The 17,150-nt window shown below is 67.3% G+C and carries 16 protein-coding genes and 2 riboswitches; of the genes, 7 read left to right on the top strand and 9 right to left on the bottom strand.

From position 1 onward, the window contains the following. Positions 1-41: 41 nt before the first annotated feature. The 5 genes from ACIQCM_RS13940 to ACIQCM_RS13920 form a co-directional block, all read right to left on the bottom strand. On the bottom strand, positions 42-542 hold the full coding sequence (locus ACIQCM_RS13940; protein WP_400608192.1) for an HNH endonuclease: 501 nt from the start codon (positions 540-542) through the stop codon (positions 42-44). Positions 543-790: 248 nt separating this feature from the next. Beyond that, positions 791-1,552, bottom strand: a complete 762-nt coding sequence (locus tag ACIQCM_RS13935; protein ID WP_400608194.1) for an NlpC/P60 family protein — start codon at positions 1,550-1,552, stop codon at positions 791-793. 152 nt (positions 1,553-1,704) lie between these two features. Then, a complete protein-coding gene (locus tag ACIQCM_RS13930; protein WP_400608289.1) occupies positions 1,705-2,328 on the bottom strand; it encodes a C40 family peptidase in 624 nt (207 codons plus the stop codon). Positions 2,329-2,432: 104 nt separating this feature from the next. Beyond that, a riboswitch (cyclic di-AMP (ydaO/yuaA leader) is annotated at positions 2,433-2,631 on the bottom strand. A 114-nt stretch (positions 2,632-2,745) separates the two neighbouring features. Continuing rightward, positions 2,746-3,567, bottom strand: coding sequence for a M23 family metallopeptidase (locus ACIQCM_RS13925; protein ID WP_400608291.1), 822 nt, complete (start codon positions 3,565-3,567; stop codon positions 2,746-2,748). A gap of 12 nt (positions 3,568-3,579) precedes the next feature. Next, positions 3,580-3,818: riboswitch (cyclic di-AMP (ydaO/yuaA leader) on the bottom strand. Between the two features lie 119 nt (positions 3,819-3,937). Next, the gene (locus ACIQCM_RS13920; RefSeq protein ID WP_400608196.1) at positions 3,938-4,651 is read right to left on the bottom strand and encodes a metal-dependent transcriptional regulator; all 714 of its coding nucleotides are present in this window, start codon (positions 4,649-4,651) and stop codon (positions 3,938-3,940) included. A gap of 273 nt (positions 4,652-4,924) precedes the next feature. Here ACIQCM_RS13920 and serC point away from each other — a divergent pair, with 273 nt between their 5' ends. Next, the gene (gene serC / locus ACIQCM_RS13915; RefSeq protein WP_400608198.1) at positions 4,925-6,055 is read left to right on the top strand and encodes a phosphoserine transaminase; all 1,131 of its coding nucleotides are present in this window, start codon (positions 4,925-4,927) and stop codon (positions 6,053-6,055) included. Positions 6,056-6,169: 114 nt separating this feature from the next. Here the strand turns inward: serC and ACIQCM_RS13910 are convergent, their stop codons facing one another. Next, positions 6,170-6,703: a DUF3027 domain-containing protein gene (locus tag ACIQCM_RS13910; protein WP_400608200.1), complete on the bottom strand. Its 534-nt coding sequence runs from the start codon at positions 6,701-6,703 to the stop codon at positions 6,170-6,172. A 6-nt stretch (positions 6,704-6,709) separates the two neighbouring features. Next, positions 6,710-7,093 (bottom strand): cold-shock protein, encoded by a 384-nt coding sequence (locus ACIQCM_RS13905; protein WP_377214973.1) that lies wholly within the window; start codon positions 7,091-7,093, stop codon positions 6,710-6,712. Between the two features lie 207 nt (positions 7,094-7,300). Here ACIQCM_RS13905 and ACIQCM_RS13900 point away from each other — a divergent pair, with 207 nt between their 5' ends. From ACIQCM_RS13900 to ACIQCM_RS13875, 6 genes are all read left to right on the top strand, one after another. Beyond that, the gene (locus tag ACIQCM_RS13900) at positions 7,301-7,534 is read left to right on the top strand and encodes a hypothetical protein (RefSeq protein ID WP_400608202.1); all 234 of its coding nucleotides are present in this window, start codon (positions 7,301-7,303) and stop codon (positions 7,532-7,534) included. A gap of 10 nt (positions 7,535-7,544) precedes the next feature. Continuing rightward, positions 7,545-10,043, top strand: a complete 2,499-nt coding sequence (locus ACIQCM_RS13895) for a helicase-associated domain-containing protein (protein ID WP_400608204.1) — start codon at positions 7,545-7,547, stop codon at positions 10,041-10,043. Positions 10,044-10,056: 13 nt separating this feature from the next. Next, on the top strand, positions 10,057-11,703 hold the full coding sequence (locus ACIQCM_RS13890; protein WP_400608206.1) for a DNA repair helicase XPB: 1,647 nt from the start codon (positions 10,057-10,059) through the stop codon (positions 11,701-11,703). Between the two features lie 53 nt (positions 11,704-11,756). Beyond that, positions 11,757-12,467, top strand: a complete 711-nt coding sequence (locus ACIQCM_RS13885; RefSeq protein WP_400608208.1) for a response regulator transcription factor — start codon at positions 11,757-11,759, stop codon at positions 12,465-12,467. Between the two features lie 2 nt (positions 12,468-12,469). Beyond that, positions 12,470-13,912, top strand: a complete 1,443-nt coding sequence (locus tag ACIQCM_RS13880; RefSeq protein ID WP_400608210.1) for a sensor histidine kinase — start codon at positions 12,470-12,472, stop codon at positions 13,910-13,912. Between the two features lie 112 nt (positions 13,913-14,024). Then, the gene (locus ACIQCM_RS13875; protein ID WP_400608212.1) at positions 14,025-14,312 is read left to right on the top strand and encodes a WXG100 family type VII secretion target; all 288 of its coding nucleotides are present in this window, start codon (positions 14,025-14,027) and stop codon (positions 14,310-14,312) included. A gap of 13 nt (positions 14,313-14,325) precedes the next feature. On the opposite strand, the gene ACIQCM_RS13870 is transcribed toward ACIQCM_RS13875, so the two are convergent. Both ACIQCM_RS13870 and groL read right to left on the bottom strand, forming a co-directional pair. Next, positions 14,326-15,318, bottom strand: a complete 993-nt coding sequence (locus ACIQCM_RS13870; protein WP_400608214.1) for an RNase H family protein — start codon at positions 15,316-15,318, stop codon at positions 14,326-14,328. A gap of 131 nt (positions 15,319-15,449) precedes the next feature. Next, positions 15,450-17,078: a chaperonin GroEL gene (gene groL / locus ACIQCM_RS13865; protein ID WP_400608216.1), complete on the bottom strand. Its 1,629-nt coding sequence runs from the start codon at positions 17,076-17,078 to the stop codon at positions 15,450-15,452. Positions 17,079-17,150: the final 72 nt, after the last annotated feature.

Here is a 17,150-nt window from a genome sequence, read left to right as displayed (position 1 = left end):
CACCAGCCTAGCCAACGGCCGCGGAACGGCGCAGAACGGTCTCAGGCCGCGCGTTCCGGAAGGAGGAAGGGGTCCCAGTCGGGCGCAGGCTTTTCGAGTTCCTTGATTTGCCAGATGGTGCCGTGCGGCGGCCCGGGCACGAACCGAAGTTTCCAGCCCATCTCCCCAGGGGTGTGGTCCCCCTTGGCATTGTTGCAGCGCAGGCACGCGGCCACCAGGTTTTCCCAGGAGTCGGCGCCGCCGCGTGACTTCGGGTGGACGTGGTCAATGGTGTGTGCAGCCTTGCCGCAGTACGCGCAGCGGTGCCCGTCCCGGCGGAGCACTCCGCGCCGGCTGACAGCGGTGGACTGGTTATACCGGGGGCGGATGTAACGGTTGAGGAGGATCACGGACGGGCGGCCCAGGATCTCCTGCGGCCCCACAACGGGGTCGTCCCCTTCGGCCACCACGCTTGCCTTGCCCGTGAGCACAAGCACCAGCGCCCGGCGGAAAGTTATTACCGCCAGCGGTTCATATCCAGCATTCAGAACGAGAGTGCGCATGCACGTACCTCTTCACGGCCGCACCCGTCAGGGGCACGAGGGCCGGCTGCCCTCGGCATGTCCGGGCTATGGATCGACACCACCAGAGTAAACAAAGAATTGCGCCATCAGCTAATCCGGCGCGGGAATGCGGGCACGCAAAAGCCCTCCCCGCCGGAGTCTTTGTCCGCTTAGCCACCCCAAAGGGGGGGTTATAAGCGCTCTAAGAGGACAAAGCTCCCGGAGTGGGGAGGGCTTGCGAAGGCGTGTCAGTCGACGCGGATGAAGACCGGGCCGGAGCCCACGTTCGCGCTGAAGACCACCGTCTGGTTGCCGTTATAGCCACCGTGCACGGCCTGGCCGTTGCCGGCGTAGACAGCGATGTGCGCTACGCCCGCGCCGCCGTCCGCGTAGTAGATGAGGTCGCCGGGCTGGGCTTCAGCTGCGCTGACCGTGCGGCCAAGGGAGAGGTAGCCGGCGGGCCAGTCATGGAAGTTGATGCCAACGGCGGCCAAGGAGTTGGTCACCAGCATGGTGCAGTCCTGGGACACACCCAGCTGGGCGTAGGCGGCCGACAGGATGGCTGCACCCTTACCGCTGGCGGAAGCCTTGGTGGCCGTCGGTGCGGATGCCGTCACCGTGGCCGCGGTGGCCGGTGCTGCCGTTTCGGGTTCCGGAGCCGGCTCGGCCTCCTTCACCTCAACAACGGGCTCTTCCTCGACAACGGGAGCGGCCTCGGTGGAGACGGCCGGCTTCTCGAAGCTGATGGAGATGGTGGAGGCAGCCGAGATGGGCGCATCCACGGCGGACTCGACCGACAGGGCAGAAGCCGGGGCTGAATCGCGCTGGACGTTGGAGTCTGCAGCGTTGGCGGCAACACCGCTGGTCAGGACAAGGCCGGAAGCGGCAGCGATGACTGCGGCCTGGCGGCCCATGCCGCCGGCGTTGTCGCCCACGGCCTTGGCAATGACAGCAAGCGAGTTGGTCTTGGTGACCTCGGCGCGGTGCCGTGCGATAGCACGAGTAGTCATGTTCTCTCTTTCGATTTCCTCAAGACCGCTGTGAACAGCCCAGGGCTATTGACGTGCCGGGATCTTGGGGGTACCCCGGCACGTCCCAAACGGGGATGTGGTGATTGGCGAAATACGCGTTTGAACCGGGCCCGCGGGCGGGCCGTCTTGAACTACGGGTTGAGCGTGTAATACACCGAGGAACCGGTGGCGGCCACGGCATGCAGCAGGGTGCCCTGGCTGGGGTTCAGCGCGCTGACCATCATGCCGTTGCCGACATAGATGCCCACGTGGGCACCGCCGTTCTGGACCACCAGGTCGCCCGGCTTGGGGGCAGCGGTGGCGGTCATGATGGACCATGCGTTGACGCGGGGAATGCTGATGCCGGCCTGCGCATAGACCCACTGCGTGAAGCCGGAGCAGTCCCAGCCGTTGGGAGAGGTGCCGCCCCAGACGTACGGGCGGCCAATGCCTGTGTAGGCAATACCGGCAATGCCGGAGGTGGAAGCGCCGGCAACTGCAGACAGTGCAGTGTCGGCGGCGGAGTCCGTGGTGGACTCTTCTTCCTCGGAGGTGGACTGTACCTCGACCGGCTCGATCTCCGGAGCTGCGGTGGTCTTAACCACCGGGCGCTCGAAGGAAACCGTGGCGGTGGGGGCTGCCATTACGGCGGCATTCGGGGCTCCAGACTCGGTGGAGGCCGAAATGCCCGCGGTGGTGTCCGCTGCGGTGGCCGGCAGGCCCATGGTCAGAATGAGGCCCGAAGCTGCTGCTGCGACTGCGGCCTGGCGACCCATGGTCCCCGCATTGGCGCTGACGGCCTTGGATACGGAGCCCAAAGGGTTGGTGCGCACCGTTTGTGCACGGTGGCGCGCAGAATTACGACGTGAAGACACGAAAGGTAGCCTCTCCCAATGCCTGCGAGGTGAGCTGTCGGATTCGGATGGGAGTCACCCGGCCGCGCGCTTCCAAGGAAGCTTTTACGGCTTAACCCCAAGGCCTTCCCACAAACAGAAGGCCGAAATTGGTTCCCCCGCCCCTGCCAGACGATGAAATGCGAACGGACCTTGAGCGGTGGCAGAGTTAGGCAATCCACTCAAGAGCGTCAACTTCGGAAAAGTTGACGCGTGTACGACGTTACAGGAATTAATAACCAATGTCACATTAAGGTCACGGGGCCTAAAAGTGTTGCGAGAGCAAACCCTCAGTTTTGACTAGAGCCAGCCGGTGGGGTCGACGACCTCGCCGTTGACCTGGACCTCGAAGTGGAGGTGGCAGCCCGTGGACGCCCCTGTGGTTCCGCTATATGCCACTACGTCGCCGCGGCCCACAGTCTCGCCCTCCCGGACGTTGAAGCCGGAGAGGTGGTTGTACGTTGTCTCCAGGCCATTTCCGTGGTCGATGACCACCCGGTTGCCGCCGCCGAAATCATGCCAGCCCACGAAGGTCACGGTGCCGGTGGCCGCCGCGAGCACGGAGGTGCCGCACTGGGCCGCGAAGTCCTCGCCACGGTGGAAGTCGCCGTAGCCGCCCGTGATGGGACTCACCCGGTAGCCGAACGGGGACACCATAGTCAGGTTGGCCAGGGGCGCACCAAGGCTGCCCACCGAAGCGGCGCGCGAGATTGCGCTGGCGGACTGGGCACTCAGGAGCTGCTTCAGCTTGCCGTCCGGGTCCGCCTTGGTGACCACTGCGGAGCGGCTGAAATCAATACGGGCCCCGGCCTCAGCGGAGATTTCAGGCTGCTGTGCGGGCTGCACGGCAACCGCGGGAACAACGTCCGAGGCCTCAGTGGCCATTACCGGGCTGGTGGAGGGGACCGTCACGGTGAGGACGAGCCCGGTGGCTGCCAGGGCAATTCCGGCCTTCTGGCCGATACCGCTCGCTGAGGCGAACTCCGTCATCTGCCGGAAGGGGCCGCGCCGGCGGCGGGCTTCCCGGTGGAAATCGCGGGGGCGCTCCGCGGCGATGACTTCCACAACCCGGGGGGTCGGTGAGGGGCCCGCAGCGCGGCGCCGGCCCCTGGAGGTCTGCATGCTCAAAAGAAGGTTTCCTCTCTGGAAAGCCTGCGAAGTTAGCTGTCGGATTCGGGTCAGAGAGTTCAAAGACCCGGTCCGCCGTAAGCAAACTTCTGCACAGAGCTATCCCGGGAGGAATTTGCTGGAGAGGCTTGCTGCTGACGGACTTCACCCCAAGGCAGCCCCCGCTGCCGGTTGTGGTTCCCCCGCCTCTGCCAGTAAATGACTCGTGCACCTGATCCGCTGGCAGAGCTCGGCTCCGGATCAGGTAACGCTTGTGTATCAACGCTTGGGTTTAACTATACGGGCTTAAGCCCGGCAGTAACAATTCCGTTATAACCGTGTGGGAACGGGCACACCGGGGTAAGGGGCGAAGGCCCTGAGCGCCCTAAACGACGGTAACGAAGACGTGCGCGGCCACTTCCGGCGGCAGCTCGAGTGCGCCTTCGATCCCCGGCACCCGCACCGAAATGTAGTCCCCCACCCGCTCAAGCGACACCTTGGCGCCGGGGCGGATTCCACCCTCGTCGAGCTGCAGGAGAAGTTCCGGCTCCACCTGAATGGGCTCGGCCAGCCGACTGACCACCACCGCGGAAGCAGGCTGGTAGGCCTTCATCGCTTCGAGCAGGCTCACAGCACTATCGGCAGCCGGCGCAGCGCCACCGCCGGCCTGCACCGGCTGGCCGCCCAGGGCGTCGAGCCCGGGAATGGGGTTGCCGTAAGGGGACTCCGTGGGATGGTCGAGGAGCTCGTAGATGCGCCGCTCCACCCGCTCGCTCATGACATGTTCCCAACGGCAGGCTTCATCGTGTACGTATGCCCAGTCCAGGCCGATGACGTCCGCGAGGAGCCGTTCGGCCAGCCGATGCTTGCGCATGACTTCGGTGGCCCGTTTGCGCCCGGTCTCGGTGAGTTCAAGGTGCCTGTCTCCGGAGACCACCACCAGGCCATCGCGTTCCATCCGGCCGATGGTCTGGGACACCGTGGGGCCCGAGTGGCGCAGCCGCTCCGCAATCCGGGCGCGCAGGGCAACGATGTTCTCCTCCTCAAGCTCCAGAATCGTGCGAAGGTACATCTCCGTAGTGTCGATCAGATCCGTCATCCAGCTCAGCTCCTCGAGCGCAGTACCTTGCGTTGTCCCACCGTAACGCCTTCGGCCGGGCGTAGTCCGGTGAAAAGCTTAGCCTGTTTTGAATTTGTCCGAATAGTCGCCGAAGGCAGCATCGCGCCTTGTCTCAATTGCTGGACTATGACGCATCCGGTTCCTGCGGGAACACCCGTTCAGGCAGAATAAGGAGGGCCTGAGCCACCGCAGCCGGCCGCAGGCCAACCATCCGCCCGGACCATGCGCGTCCATGCCGAAACTGGAGCACCTGTGAGCGACAACAGCATCACTATTCCCGCCGACCTCCTGCCCGCGGACGGACGGTTCGGCGCCGGCCCCTCGAAGGTCCGCCAGGAACAGATCGATGCATTGTCCGCGGCCTCGAAGTCCATCCTGGGCACGTCGCACCGCCAGGCCCCCGTCAAAAACCTGGTGGGTTCCGTCCGCGAAGGCCTGAGCACATTCTTCCGCGCCCCGGAAGGGTACGAAGTGGTCCTCGGCGTCGGCGGTTCCACGGCTTTCTGGGATGTTGCCGCGTTCGGCCTGGTGGAGAAGAAGGCCCAGCACCTGTCCTTCGGCGAGTTCGGCTCCAAGTTTGCCGCCGCCACCAACAAGGCGCCGTTCCTCGATGCGTCCTCCATCATCAAGTCCGAACCCGGCACCCGCCCCTCTCCGCAGGCGGAAGCGGGCGTGGATGCGTACGCCTGGCCGCAGAACGAGACCTCCACCGGTGTCTACGCTCCGGTCAAGCGTGTTGCCGGTGCTGACGAGGGCGCCCTGGTGCTGGTGGACGCCACGTCAGCCGCAGGCGGCCTGGACGTGGACGTGGCCGAAAGCGATGTCTACTACTTCGCGCCCCAAAAGAACTTCGCCTCCGACGGCGGCCTCTGGCTGGGCCTCTTCTCCCCCGCCGCCCTGGAACGCGCCGCCCGCGTGAAGGCAAGCGGCCGCTGGATTCCTGACTTCCTGGACCTCCAGACCGCCATCGACAACTCGCGCCTGAACCAGACGTACAACACCCCGTCGCTGTCCACCCTGGTGACGCTGGACGCGCAGGTGCAGTGGCTCAACGGGAACGGCGGCCTGGACTTCGCCGCCTCGCGCACCGCTGATTCCGCGGGCCGGATCTACACCTGGGCCGAGGCCTCGGACTTCGCCACGCCGTTCGTCACCAACCCGGACGAGCGTTCCAATGTCATCGCGACGATCGACTTCGACGACTCCGTGGACGCCGCCCAGGTGGCGAAGGTCCTGCGCGCCAACGGCGTGGTGGACACCGAGCCGTACCGCAAGCTGGGCCGCAACCAGCTGCGGATCGCCACGTTCGTGGCCATCGAACCGGCGGACGTGACCGCACTGCTGGCCAGCATCGATTACGTCGTGGAACGCCTCCGCAAGTAGCAGCCGGGGTTCGGTCCGGATTAAGTACGACGGCGGCGCCCGGGTTTATCCCTGGCGCCGCCTTTCTCCCCGTGGAGCTTTCGCCCTGTCCTTCGGGCACTGGGGGTGCGCCCGCTAAGGCGCGGCGTCCCCGCCGTCCGTGCCGTCGTCGTCCGCCGTGTCCCCGCCGTCGTCGTCCGCCGCCTCATCGGTGACCGGGGCGGCAGGTGCCTCCGCCGCCTCCGCCACAGGTTCCCGCGCGTCCGCTTGCTGCGCTTCCTGCGCGTCCTCAGGACGCACGCGCTCGGCCCACGGCACCCACTCCGGGGCGAGGATGGAGTCCTCGGACGGCAGCAGGCCAAGCTCGTTCACGGTGACGGCCTTTGAGCGCGAATTGCGGGTGAGCACGGCGTACCACTGCCAGCCGGCGTAACCGGCGAGCTTCGACTCGAACAGGTGGGTCACCAGCCGGTCGCCCTCGCTCTTGGCGGCCAGGTGCGCGCCGATGGTCCTGGCGTCCGTGATGCCTTCGATGGCGCTCCGGGCGGTGTCCACGGCAGCGGCCAGGAAGGCGTCCGGCCTCCCGGTACGCCACACGGGAACACCGGCGCGGCGCTTGGCAGCTGCCTTGGCCGGCGCCGCCTGGGGCTGATCAGCTTCCGGGTTCATCTGCGCCTAGACGTCCAGCTCGTCGGCAACCTTACGCAGGGCGGCAGCGATGGCCTTGCCCTTGTTGCCTTCCGGGTACTTGCCCTTGGAGAGGGTGCCGGAAAGGTTGTCCAGCACGGACACCAGGTCCTGGACCAGGGGTGCGAGGTCCCGTGCGCTGGGCCGCTTGGCCTTGGCGATGGACGGCGTCTTGTCCAGCACGCGCAGGCCCAGCGCCTGGGCGCCCTTGCGGCCGTCCGCCACGCCGAACTCCACCCGGGTGCCGGCCTTCAGCTCGGTGACACCCTCGGGGAGCGACGATTTGGGCAGGAAGACTTCCTGGCCGTCTTCGCCGGCGAGGAAGCCGAAGCCCTTTTCCTTGTCATACCACTTGACCTTGCCGGTAGGCACGTAATCAACCTTCTTCGTTCTGACGTTCTTGGGACACGGCCGGCCGTCACCGCATCCGCAGTGTTGTGCGGGTTTAAGGTATGGCAGCTGCGGACCGTGTTGGTCTGTATCCTCCAAGGTTATCCTGCCCGGTGCCCTATTTCCGCTTTCCCCGGCGGCGCGGAGGGCATTCACCGCCGCCGCTCCCTCCGCTGTAGCGTTACCTGCATGACACCCTCGCGCTACCGGCGTCCGTTGATGATCCTTGCCGGCGTTATTGCCGTGCTGTCCCTTGCTGCCGTGGCCGCCGTCATGGCCTTCGCCTTCGCCGGCTCCGCCTCGCCCGCCTGGATCACCTACACGGCCCTGTACGGATTGCCGGCCGCGTTCCTGGTGATGCTGTTCCTGGTTCTGGACAGTGTGGCCGGCCGCCGCCGGGCGGGAAAGTCCGGGCAGCGGTAACGTTGGACTGATGTCCCTCATTCGCGCGCTCAGCAAGGAACTGGCGGGCCGCAGCGACGATGCGCTGCGGGCCCTGTTCACCGCGCGGCCGGACCTTATTTCCCCTCCCGTTCCGGACTTCGCCGCCCTCGCGGCCCGGGCAAGCGCGCGTGTGAGCGTGCAGCGCGCCCTGGAGCGGCTCACCCGGCCGCAGATGCAGGTGCTGGAAACGCTGCACCTGTGCACCAACACCGATACCGGTCACAGCGCGTCCGCCGCGGGACTGCGGAAACTGATCGCCGGGTCCACGGTGGCAGTGGTGGAGCAGATCCTGGCCTCGCTGCAGGACCTGGCGCTGGTGCACCGGGCAGAACCGCCGCACGGCGCCCCGGCCTCCGCGGCGCGGCAGCGGTTCTATCTTCCGGTGGGCAGCCTCAAGGACGTGGTGGGCATCTACCCGGCCGGTCTGGGACGCAGCTACACGGAGCTGGTCCGGCTTCAGCCCGCCTTCGCGCAGCGCGCCGTACAGCTGGTCTCGGAGCTTCACCGCAGCGGCGTGGCCATCCAGGAAGCCACCACGCCCATGGACGCAGCGCTCGCGCTGCAGCACTGGACGTCCTCGCCGGCGGCCCTCCAGGACATCCTCGCCGCCGCGCCGGAACGCACGACGGCGTTGCTTGCCAGGTTCCGCAACTGGGCCATGGGTGCCGTCCCCCAGGCGCAGCGGAAAGCGTCCGTACTGGCCGAAGCGCCCGACGTCGGGCCCATTGATTGGCTGCTGGCGCGGGGGCTGCTGGTGCCGCTGGACGCCGCGCACGTGGAGTTGCCGCACAGCGTCGGGGTGTCGCTGCGCGGCGGGGCCATCATCGACGACTTCACCCTCTCGCCCCCGGTCCCGGAGCTCGGTTCCACCACCCCGGCACTGCGCCGCAATGCCGCCCTGGGCGCCATAGCGGAGACCCTGCGGCTGGCGGCAGAACTCCTCCAGACAGTGCGGGACCAGCCCCTGGCCACGCTGCGCAGCGGCGGGGTGGGGGTCCGCGAACTGCGGCGCCTGGCCGAGCAGCTCCGGGTGGACCAGCCGCGCGCGGGCGTGCTGCTGGAGCTCTGCGGGCTGGCCGGGCTGATCCGGCTGGACGTGGACTCCTCGACCTGGGTCCAGCCTCCGGAGCTGGAATGGCTGGCCCTCCCGCGGCAGGAACAATGGCTGTGGCTGGTCAATGCGTGGCTGGCCAGCGAGCGTGTCCCGTCGCTGGTGGGCCAGCCCATCAGCGGACCGGGCGCCGCCCAGCGGACCGCGTCCGGCAGCAGCATCGTGCCCCTGTCCGCCGAGGCGCAACGGCCGGACGCCCCCCTGGTCCGCAAGCGCATCCTGGAGATCCTCCACGAGCTCACCGCCGAGGCCGCAGGGTCTGAGCCGGGCGCGGACGACGGACCCGCGCCGGTACTGGACGCCGCGGCCGTGCTGCAGCGGGCAGAGTGGTCCCAGCCCCGGATGGCGCGCCGGTTCAGTTCGCTGATCCGCGGTGTCCTGGCGGAGGCCGAGCTGCTGGGACTGGTGGGCTCAGGTGCCCTGAGCCAGCTGGGCAGCGCGCTGGCGCAGGACGATCCGGACGCAGCCCTGGCCATCCTGGGCGAGCACCTCCCGGCGGAACTCAACCACGTGCTCCTGCAGGCGGACCTCACCGCGGTGGCACCGGGCTACCTCTCCCCCGCGCTGGCCGGCAAGCTCCAGGCCATGGCCGACGCCGAGGGGCAGGGCCCCGCCACCATCTACCGGTTCTCAGCGGATTCCATCCGGCGGGCGCTGGATTCCGGCTACGACGCGGCCGGGCTGCTGGACTTCCTGCGCGAGCACTCCGCCACGGCCGTCCCGCAGCCGCTGCAGTACCTGGTGGAAGACACTGCCGCACGCCATGGCCGGATACGCGTGGGACAGGCCGCCAGCTTCATCCAAAGCGAGGACGAGGCCGCGCTCCTGGAGCTGCTGGCCGGGCCCAAGGCGGCCGCGCTCGGCCTGGTCCGGCTCGCGCCCACCGTCCTGCTGTCCTCGGCCTCACCCCGCGATACTGCCCACGAACTGCGGAGCCTCGGGCTCTCCCCCACGGTGGACGGCCTGGCTGATCCAACACTGCGGTTGCGCCGGGCAACCGCTCAGCCCCGCAGCGGCCGCCCGGTCTATACAGCCCCCGGACTGGCGCCCCCGGCTGAGGAGGTGGACGCCCAGCTTGCCGTGCTGCGCCAGGCCCATGCCGCCGTCGTGGGCCCTTCCGCAAACGGCGGGACGCCGGCCGGTGGTGAAGCCGCCACCCAACTGGGGCTGGAGACGCTGCACCGCGCCATCCGGCTGAAGCAGCGGATCAGCATGAACGTGGTGGACAGCCTGGGGAATGCCAGCCTTGAAATTGTTGTTCCGCTATCACTGAGCGGCGGGCGTGTCCGGGTGTTCGATCCTGCCAAGGAGACCGAACGCGTGCTGTCCATCCACCGGATCATCGATGTTGAAGCCGCAGGGGAACTGCGGCAGTGAAGGACCTGCCCGCGTGAACGACGGACCCCTGATCGTCCAGAGCGACAAAACCATTCTGCTGGAAGTGGACCACGAACTGGCCACCGAAGCCCGGCACGCCATCGCGCCCTTCGCTGAACTGGAGCGCGCCCCCGAACACATGCACAGCTACCGGCTCACGCCCTTGGGCCTGTGGAACGCCCGGGCGGCCGGACTGGACGCCGAAAAAGTGCTGGACACCCTGCTGAAGTATTCCCGATTCCCGGTGCCGCATTCGCTGCTGGTGGACGTCGCCGAAACGATGTCCCGCTACGGGCGGCTGCGGCTGGAAAAGGATCCACAGCACGGCCTGGTGATGCGCACCGATGATTATCCGGTGCTGGAGGAAGTGGTCCGGGCCAAGAAGATCCAGCCGCTGCTGGGGCCCCGGATCGACGGCGAGACCGTGGTGGTGCACGCATCACAGCGCGGCCAACTCAAGCAGCTCCTGCTCAAGATCGGCTGGCCGGCTGAGGACCTGGCGGGATATGTGGACGGCACTCCGCATCTGATCTCCCTGACCGAAGAGGGCTGGACCCTGCGCCCGTACCAACGGCTGGCCAGCGAAAACTTCTGGTCGGGTGGCAGCGGCGTTGTGGTTCTGCCGTGCGGTGCCGGAAAGACCCTGGTGGGCGCGGCAGCCATGGCCACCGGATGCACCACCACGCTGATCCTGGTCACCAACACCGTAGCTGCACGGCAGTGGAAGGACGAACTGCTCAAGCGCACAACCCTCACCGAAGACGAGATCGGCGAGTATTCCGGCGCCGTGAAGGAAGTCCGGCCGGTCACCATCGCCACCTACCAGGTGCTCACCACCCGGCGCGGCGGCGTGTACCCGCACCTGGAACTGGTGGACGGGCATGACTGGGGCCTGATCATCTACGACGAGGTGCACCTCCTGCCCGCCCCGATTTTCCGGATGACGGCGGACCTGCAGGCGCGGCGCCGGCTGGGCCTGACCGCCACCCTGGTCCGGGAAGACGGACGGGAGGGTGAGGTCTTCAGCCTGATCGGGCCCAAGCGCTACGACGCGCCGTGGAAGGACATCGAGTCCCAGGGCTACATCGCGCCGGCGGACTGCGTCGAGGTCCGGGTGGACCTGCCGCGGGACGAACGGGTTGCCTACGCCATGGCGGACGACGCCGACAAGTACCGGCTGTGCTCTACCTCCGAATCCAAGACCACCGTGGTGGAGCAGCTGGTTGCCCGGCACGCAGGCGAACAGCTGCTGGTCATCGGGCAGTACATCGACCAGCTGGACGAGCTCGGCGAGCGCCTGGGCGCACCCGTGATCAAGGGCGACACTCCGGTCAAGGTACGGCAGAAGCTCTTCGATGCCTTCCGCGCCGGGGAAGTGCAGACCCTGGTGGTGTCCAAGGTGGCCAACTTCTCGATCGACCTGCCGGAGGCTTCCGTGGCCATCCAGGTTTCCGGTTCCTTCGGATCCCGCCAGGAGGAGGCCCAGCGGCTGGGACGGCTGCTGCGGCCCAAGAAGGACGGCCGCGCCGCCCGCTTCTACTCGCTGGTGGCCCGGGACACGCTGGACCAGGAGTTCGCGGCCAAGCGCCAGCGGTTCCTGGCTGAGCAGGGCTACGCGTACCGGATCCTGGACGCAAAGGACGTGGAGCTGCCTGGATAGTTCTCCCATGAAGCATCCAGAAAACTCCCAGAGTCTGGGCGCATGATGGGAACATGAACAAGAACGGGCCCGAGGCGAAGCTCCTCGTTGTTGATGACGAACCCAACATCCGTGAGCTGCTGTCCACGTCCCTGCGCTTCGCGGGTTTCGAGGTGGTCTCCGCTGCAAACGGCCGGGACGCCCTGACCGCCGCCGAAACGCACACCCCTGACCTGGCCGTGCTGGACGTGATGCTGCCGGACATGGACGGGTTCACGGTCACCCGCCGGCTCCGTGCGGCCGGGAAGCACTTCCCGGTCCTGTTCCTGACGGCCAAGGACGATACCGAGGACAAGGTTACCGGCCTCACTGTGGGTGGAGACGACTACGTCACCAAACCCTTCAGCCTGGACGAGGTAGTCGCCCGGATCCGGGCAGTACTCCGCCGCACCCAGCCCCGGCTCGAGGACGACGCCGTCATCCGGGTGGACGACCTGGAACTCGACGACGACGCCCACGAGGTGCGCCGCGGCGGCACCGTGATCGAGCTGTCCCCCACCGAGTTCAAGCTCCTGCGCTACCTGATGCTGAACCCCAACCGGGTGCTCTCCAAGTCCCAGATCCTGGACCACGTCTGGGAGTACAACTTCAACGGGGACGCCTCCATTGTGGAGTCCTACATCTCCTACCTGCGGCGGAAGGTGGACATCGACCCCGCCGCTCCCGCCCTGATCCAGACCAAGCGCGGCGTGGGCTACGTCCTGCGGACGGCAGAGAAGCGCTGACGTTGCTGGAACGCTGGAAGTCCGCCTCGCTGCGGACGCAGCTGGTGGCCATGACCATGGCCCTGCTCATTGTCGCCCTGACCGGAACCGGGGCGGGCACACTTGCCCTGCTGCACAGCTACCTCCAGGCGCAGGTGGATGAAAAGCTGTACGCAGCCGTGGACCTGGCCCGGAAGCAGCGCTCCTTTACGCCGCTGCAGACGCCCAACCCGATGGTGCCCACGGATTACTCCCTCATCCTTTTCGCACCCGGCGAGGAACCGTACCCGTTCGGCGGCGACGAGGACAGCCGCCCGGATATCGACTCCATCACGGTGGCACAGGCGCAGGACCGGGGGGCCGTCCCCTACCAGGTCCGCGGCACTGACGGCCAGAACTGGCGCGTTGTCGCCGTCCCGGTGCAGAACGGGCAGACCACGGCCGTGGTGGCCATCGGCCTGCCGCTGCGGAGCGTCGACGACGTCCTGAAACACGCCACCCTGGTGGTCATGGGCGTCGGGCTGGTGACGCTGCTGCTGGCATCCCTGATTGCCAGCTGGACCGTGACCCGCGCGTTCCGGCCGCTGGCCAGGGTGGAAAAGACGGCCGCCGCCATTGCCGCCGGCGATCTCTCCCGGCGCGTGGACGTGGAAAACCCCGGGACCGAGCTGGGGCGGTTGAGCAGTTCCCTGAATGCGATGCTGGCGCACATCGAAACCGCCTTCGCCGCCCGGACCGCTTCAGAGGCAAGGATGCGCCGTTTTGCCGCGGACGCCTCCCACGAACTGCGCACTCCGCTGGTGACCATACGCGGCTTCTCCGAGCTGTACAGGCACGGGGCGCTGGCCACCGAAGAGGACGTTGCCACCGCCATGGGCCGGATCGAGAGCGAGGCCAAGCGCATGGGGTCCATGGTGGAGGACCTCCTCCTGCTGGCCCGCCTGGACGAGCAGCGTCCGCTGCAGGAGAAACCTGTCGACCTGCAGCTCCTGGCCCACGACGCCGTGGTGGACACCCAGGCCAGCGACCGGACGCGCAGCATCTCCCTGGCCGGGCTCGACGGCGGCCCTGCGGCTCCCGCGCCTGTGCTGGGCGACGAGGCCAAACTCCGTCAGGTAGTGGGCAACCTGATAGGCAACGCACTGCGCTACACGCCCGAGGGCAGCCCGGTGGAGCTGGCGGTCGGGGTGCGCGAAGAACCGGACGGCGGGAAGCGCTCCGTCATCGAGGTGCGCGATCACGGACCGGGCATCTCCGGAGAGGACGCAGCACGCGTCTTTGAACGGTTTTACCGGGCGGACACCTCCCGCACCCGGGAGACGGGCGGCAGCGGACTGGGCCTGGCCATCGTAGCCGCAATCGTGGGGTCCCACGCCGGCACGGTGCGCGTGGAGGAGACGCCGGGCGGGGGCGCCACCCTGGTGGTCAGCCTGCCGTACAGCGAGGCCGAGGTTGTCCACATATAGGTTTTCGCCCTGGTGTGCCGCTGCGCCGGCTTCCTAGGCTCGTTGCAGCGGCCCGGAACCACTCCGTGCCCTGCAGCGCAGGCTGCACCGTACAGCGAAAGGGAAACGAGCCATGAGCATCATTTCGGTGGACACCGAACTTCTCCAGCTGAAATCCGCCAACGTGCAGGCCACGGTGGACAGGATCAGCGCCGATGTCCAGGCCATGAAGTACGGCCTGGATGAGCTCCAGGGCTCGTGGCGCGGGTCAGCGGCCACCAACTTCCAGGCCCTCGTCACGGAGTGGACCATCACCCAGGGCCGCGTCGAGGCGTCCCTGGCATCGATCAACGCCGCGCTGGTATCCGCAGCCAGCACCTACGCGCAGGCCGAGCAGGGCAACACTCAGCGCTTCAGCTGAGCCGCCGCTCCAGCTATGCCTCCGGCGTCCCCTGGTGGAAGCGCAGCCGCCAGCGGTCGCCGTCCAGCACCCAGAGGGAGCTTCGCAGGGTTGTGCCTGACCGGGCAAAGCTTCGGTAGGTCAGCAGGACGGCGCCGGTGCCGATGCGGTCCGCCGCGAGCACTTCGATCTCCGTCCGCTCCCCCGGATCGTCCTCCAGTGCCATCATCATGGCATCGCGGGTCCATACCCGGCCCGAACTGCCGATTTCCATGAAGTCCGGGTGCAGCAGTACCGCCGTGCGGCCCATGTCGCCCCGCACCAGCGGGCCGAGGAGTTCACGTTCCAGTTCCTCCACCAGGGCCTCGGGGGCCGCGTGGGCAGGCCGGGCGGCGTCGGCTCCCAGTTCGTCATCCGCGAGCTGGCTGAAGAGATCGGGGACGCCGTAGTCCGCAACACCCCGGGCCGCCGGCGCGGCTGGGGCGGACGCCGGCCGTGCCGGCTCCGGCTCCGCCTGCTGAGCCCGTACCATCGCCGGCGCCTTGGCGGCATGCGCGTGGGAGGCCGGGAAGCCCGGGCCCGAACGGGCGGCCACGCCCTGCTGGTACGCGGTGGCGGCCGCCCGGGCCCGCTCGTCGGCAGCTTCGTTGAGATCATGCCCGGCGTGGCCCTTGACCCATTCGAACGTGTATTTCCTGCCTGCCAGCTCCCGGTCCAGCTCCTTGAGCAGCTCGACGTTGAGGACGGGCTTGCCGTCCGCCTTCCGCCAGCCCTTGCGCTTCCAGCCCGGCATCCACTTGGTGATCGAATTGATGACGTACTGGCTGTCACAGAGAATCCGCAGGTCCTCCTCGGGAACATGCGCCGTGGCCCGGAGCAGGTCCAGGACGGCCATCAGCTCGCCCTGGTTGTTCGTTCCATGCGGCCACCCGCCGGCCCGCCAGCAGTCGTCATTCACATACCAGGCCCATCCGGCCGGGCCGGGGTTTCCCAAGGCCGAACCGTCAGCCGCTGCAGTAATCGTCACTGCTCTATCCTGCCAGACGCCCCGCCCTCCCCCTTGAGTTTTGGCGAAACGCGAAATGCGGCCCCCTCCGGAGAGGGAACCGCATTTCGTGGTGCATCCGGGAGAAGACCCGGACGGGAAAGCAGGGAAGGCTAGAAGCCGCCCATGCCGCCCATCTCGTCGCCGCCGCCGACGGGGGCAGCGTTCTTCTCGGGCTTGTCGGCCACAACTGCCTCGGTGGTGAGGAAGAGGCCGGCAATGGAGGCTGCGTTCTGCAGGGCAGAGCGGGTCACCTTGACGGGGTCGTTCACGCCGGCAGCCAGCAGGTCGACGTATTCGCCGGTTGCTGCGTTCAGGCCGTGGCCTGCGGGCAGGCCGCGGACCTTGTCCACCACAACGCCCGGTTCCATGCCGGCGTTGAAGGCGATCTGCTTCAGCGGAGCGTCGATGGCAACGCGGACGATGTTGGCGCCCGTTGCTTCATCGCCGGAGAGCTGCAGGTTTGCGAAGGCCTTGGCGCCGGCCTGGATGAGGGCCACGCCGCCACCGGCGACGATGCCTTCTTCAACGGCAGCCTTGGCGTTGCGCACTGCGTCTTCGATGCGGTGCTTGCGCTCCTTCAGCTCAACCTCGGTGGCTGCGCCGGCCTTGATGACTGCAACGCCGCCGGCCAGCTTGGCCAGGCGCTCCTGCAGCTTCTCGCGGTCGTAGTCGGAGTCGGAGTTCTCGATCTCGGCGCGGATCTGGGACACGCGGCCGGCGATCTGGTCGGCGTCGCCGGCACCTTCAACGATGGTGGTCTCGTCCTTGGTGACAACAACCTTGCGTGCCTTGCCCAGGAGTTCCAGGCCGGCGTTCTCCAGCTTGAGGCCAACCTCTTCGGAGATGACCTGGCCGCCGGTGAGGACGGCAATGTCGGCCAGCTGCGCCTTGCGGCGGTCGCCGAAGCCCGGAGCCTTGACGGCGACGGACTTGAAGGTGCCGCGGATCTTGTTGACGATCAGCGTGGCCAGGGCCTCGCCCTCGATGTCCTCGGCGATGATCAGCAGCGGCTTGTTGGACTGCATGACCTTTTCCAGGACAGCAACCAGTTCCTTGACGTTGGAGATCTTGGAGTTGACGATCAGGATGTACGGGTCCTCAAGGACCGTTTCCTGGCGCTCCGCGTCGGTGACGAAGTAGGCGGAGATGTAGCCCTTGTCGAAGCGCATGCCTTCGGTGAGCTCGAGCTCCAGGCCGAAGGTGTTGGACTCCTCGACCGTGATGACGCCTTCCTTGCCCACCTTGTCCAGGGCTTCGGCGATCAGGGCGCCGATTTCGTCGTCACCGGCAGAGATGGAGGCCGTGGCCGCGATTTCTTCCTTGGTTTCGATTTCCTTGGCGGAGTTCAGCAGCTCGGCGGTAACGGCCTCAACAGCCTTTTCGATGCCGCGCTTGAGGGACAGCGGGTCGGCTCCGGCGGCAACGTTGCGCAGGCCTTCCTTGACCAGCGCCTGGGCCAGCACTGTGGCGGTGGTGGTACCGTCACCGGCGACGTCGTCCGTCTTCTTGGCAACTTCCTTGACCAGCTCGGCGCCGATCTTCTCGTAGGGATCGTCCAGCTCGATCTCCTTGGCGATGGAAACACCATCGTTGGTGATCGTGGGGGCGCCCCACTTCTTCTCGAGGACGACGTTGCGTCCACGCGGGCCGAGGGTGACCTTAACGGCGTCGGCGAGGGTGTTCAGGCCCCGCTCAAGGCCGCGGCGTGCCTCTTCATCAAATGCAATGATCTTGGCCATAACGGCAGTAGTCCTTTCGGGACAGTCGTTAAGAATGAACCTTCGCTGCAGTGCCCGCGACGGACGGTTCGC

This window comes from Pseudarthrobacter sp. NPDC092439, assembly GCF_044754945.1.
Classification (GTDB): Bacteria; Actinomycetota; Actinomycetes; order Actinomycetales; family Micrococcaceae; genus Arthrobacter.
The sequence above is the reverse complement of the archived record's forward strand: the minus strand, read 5'-3'. Positions and strand labels throughout refer to the sequence as shown.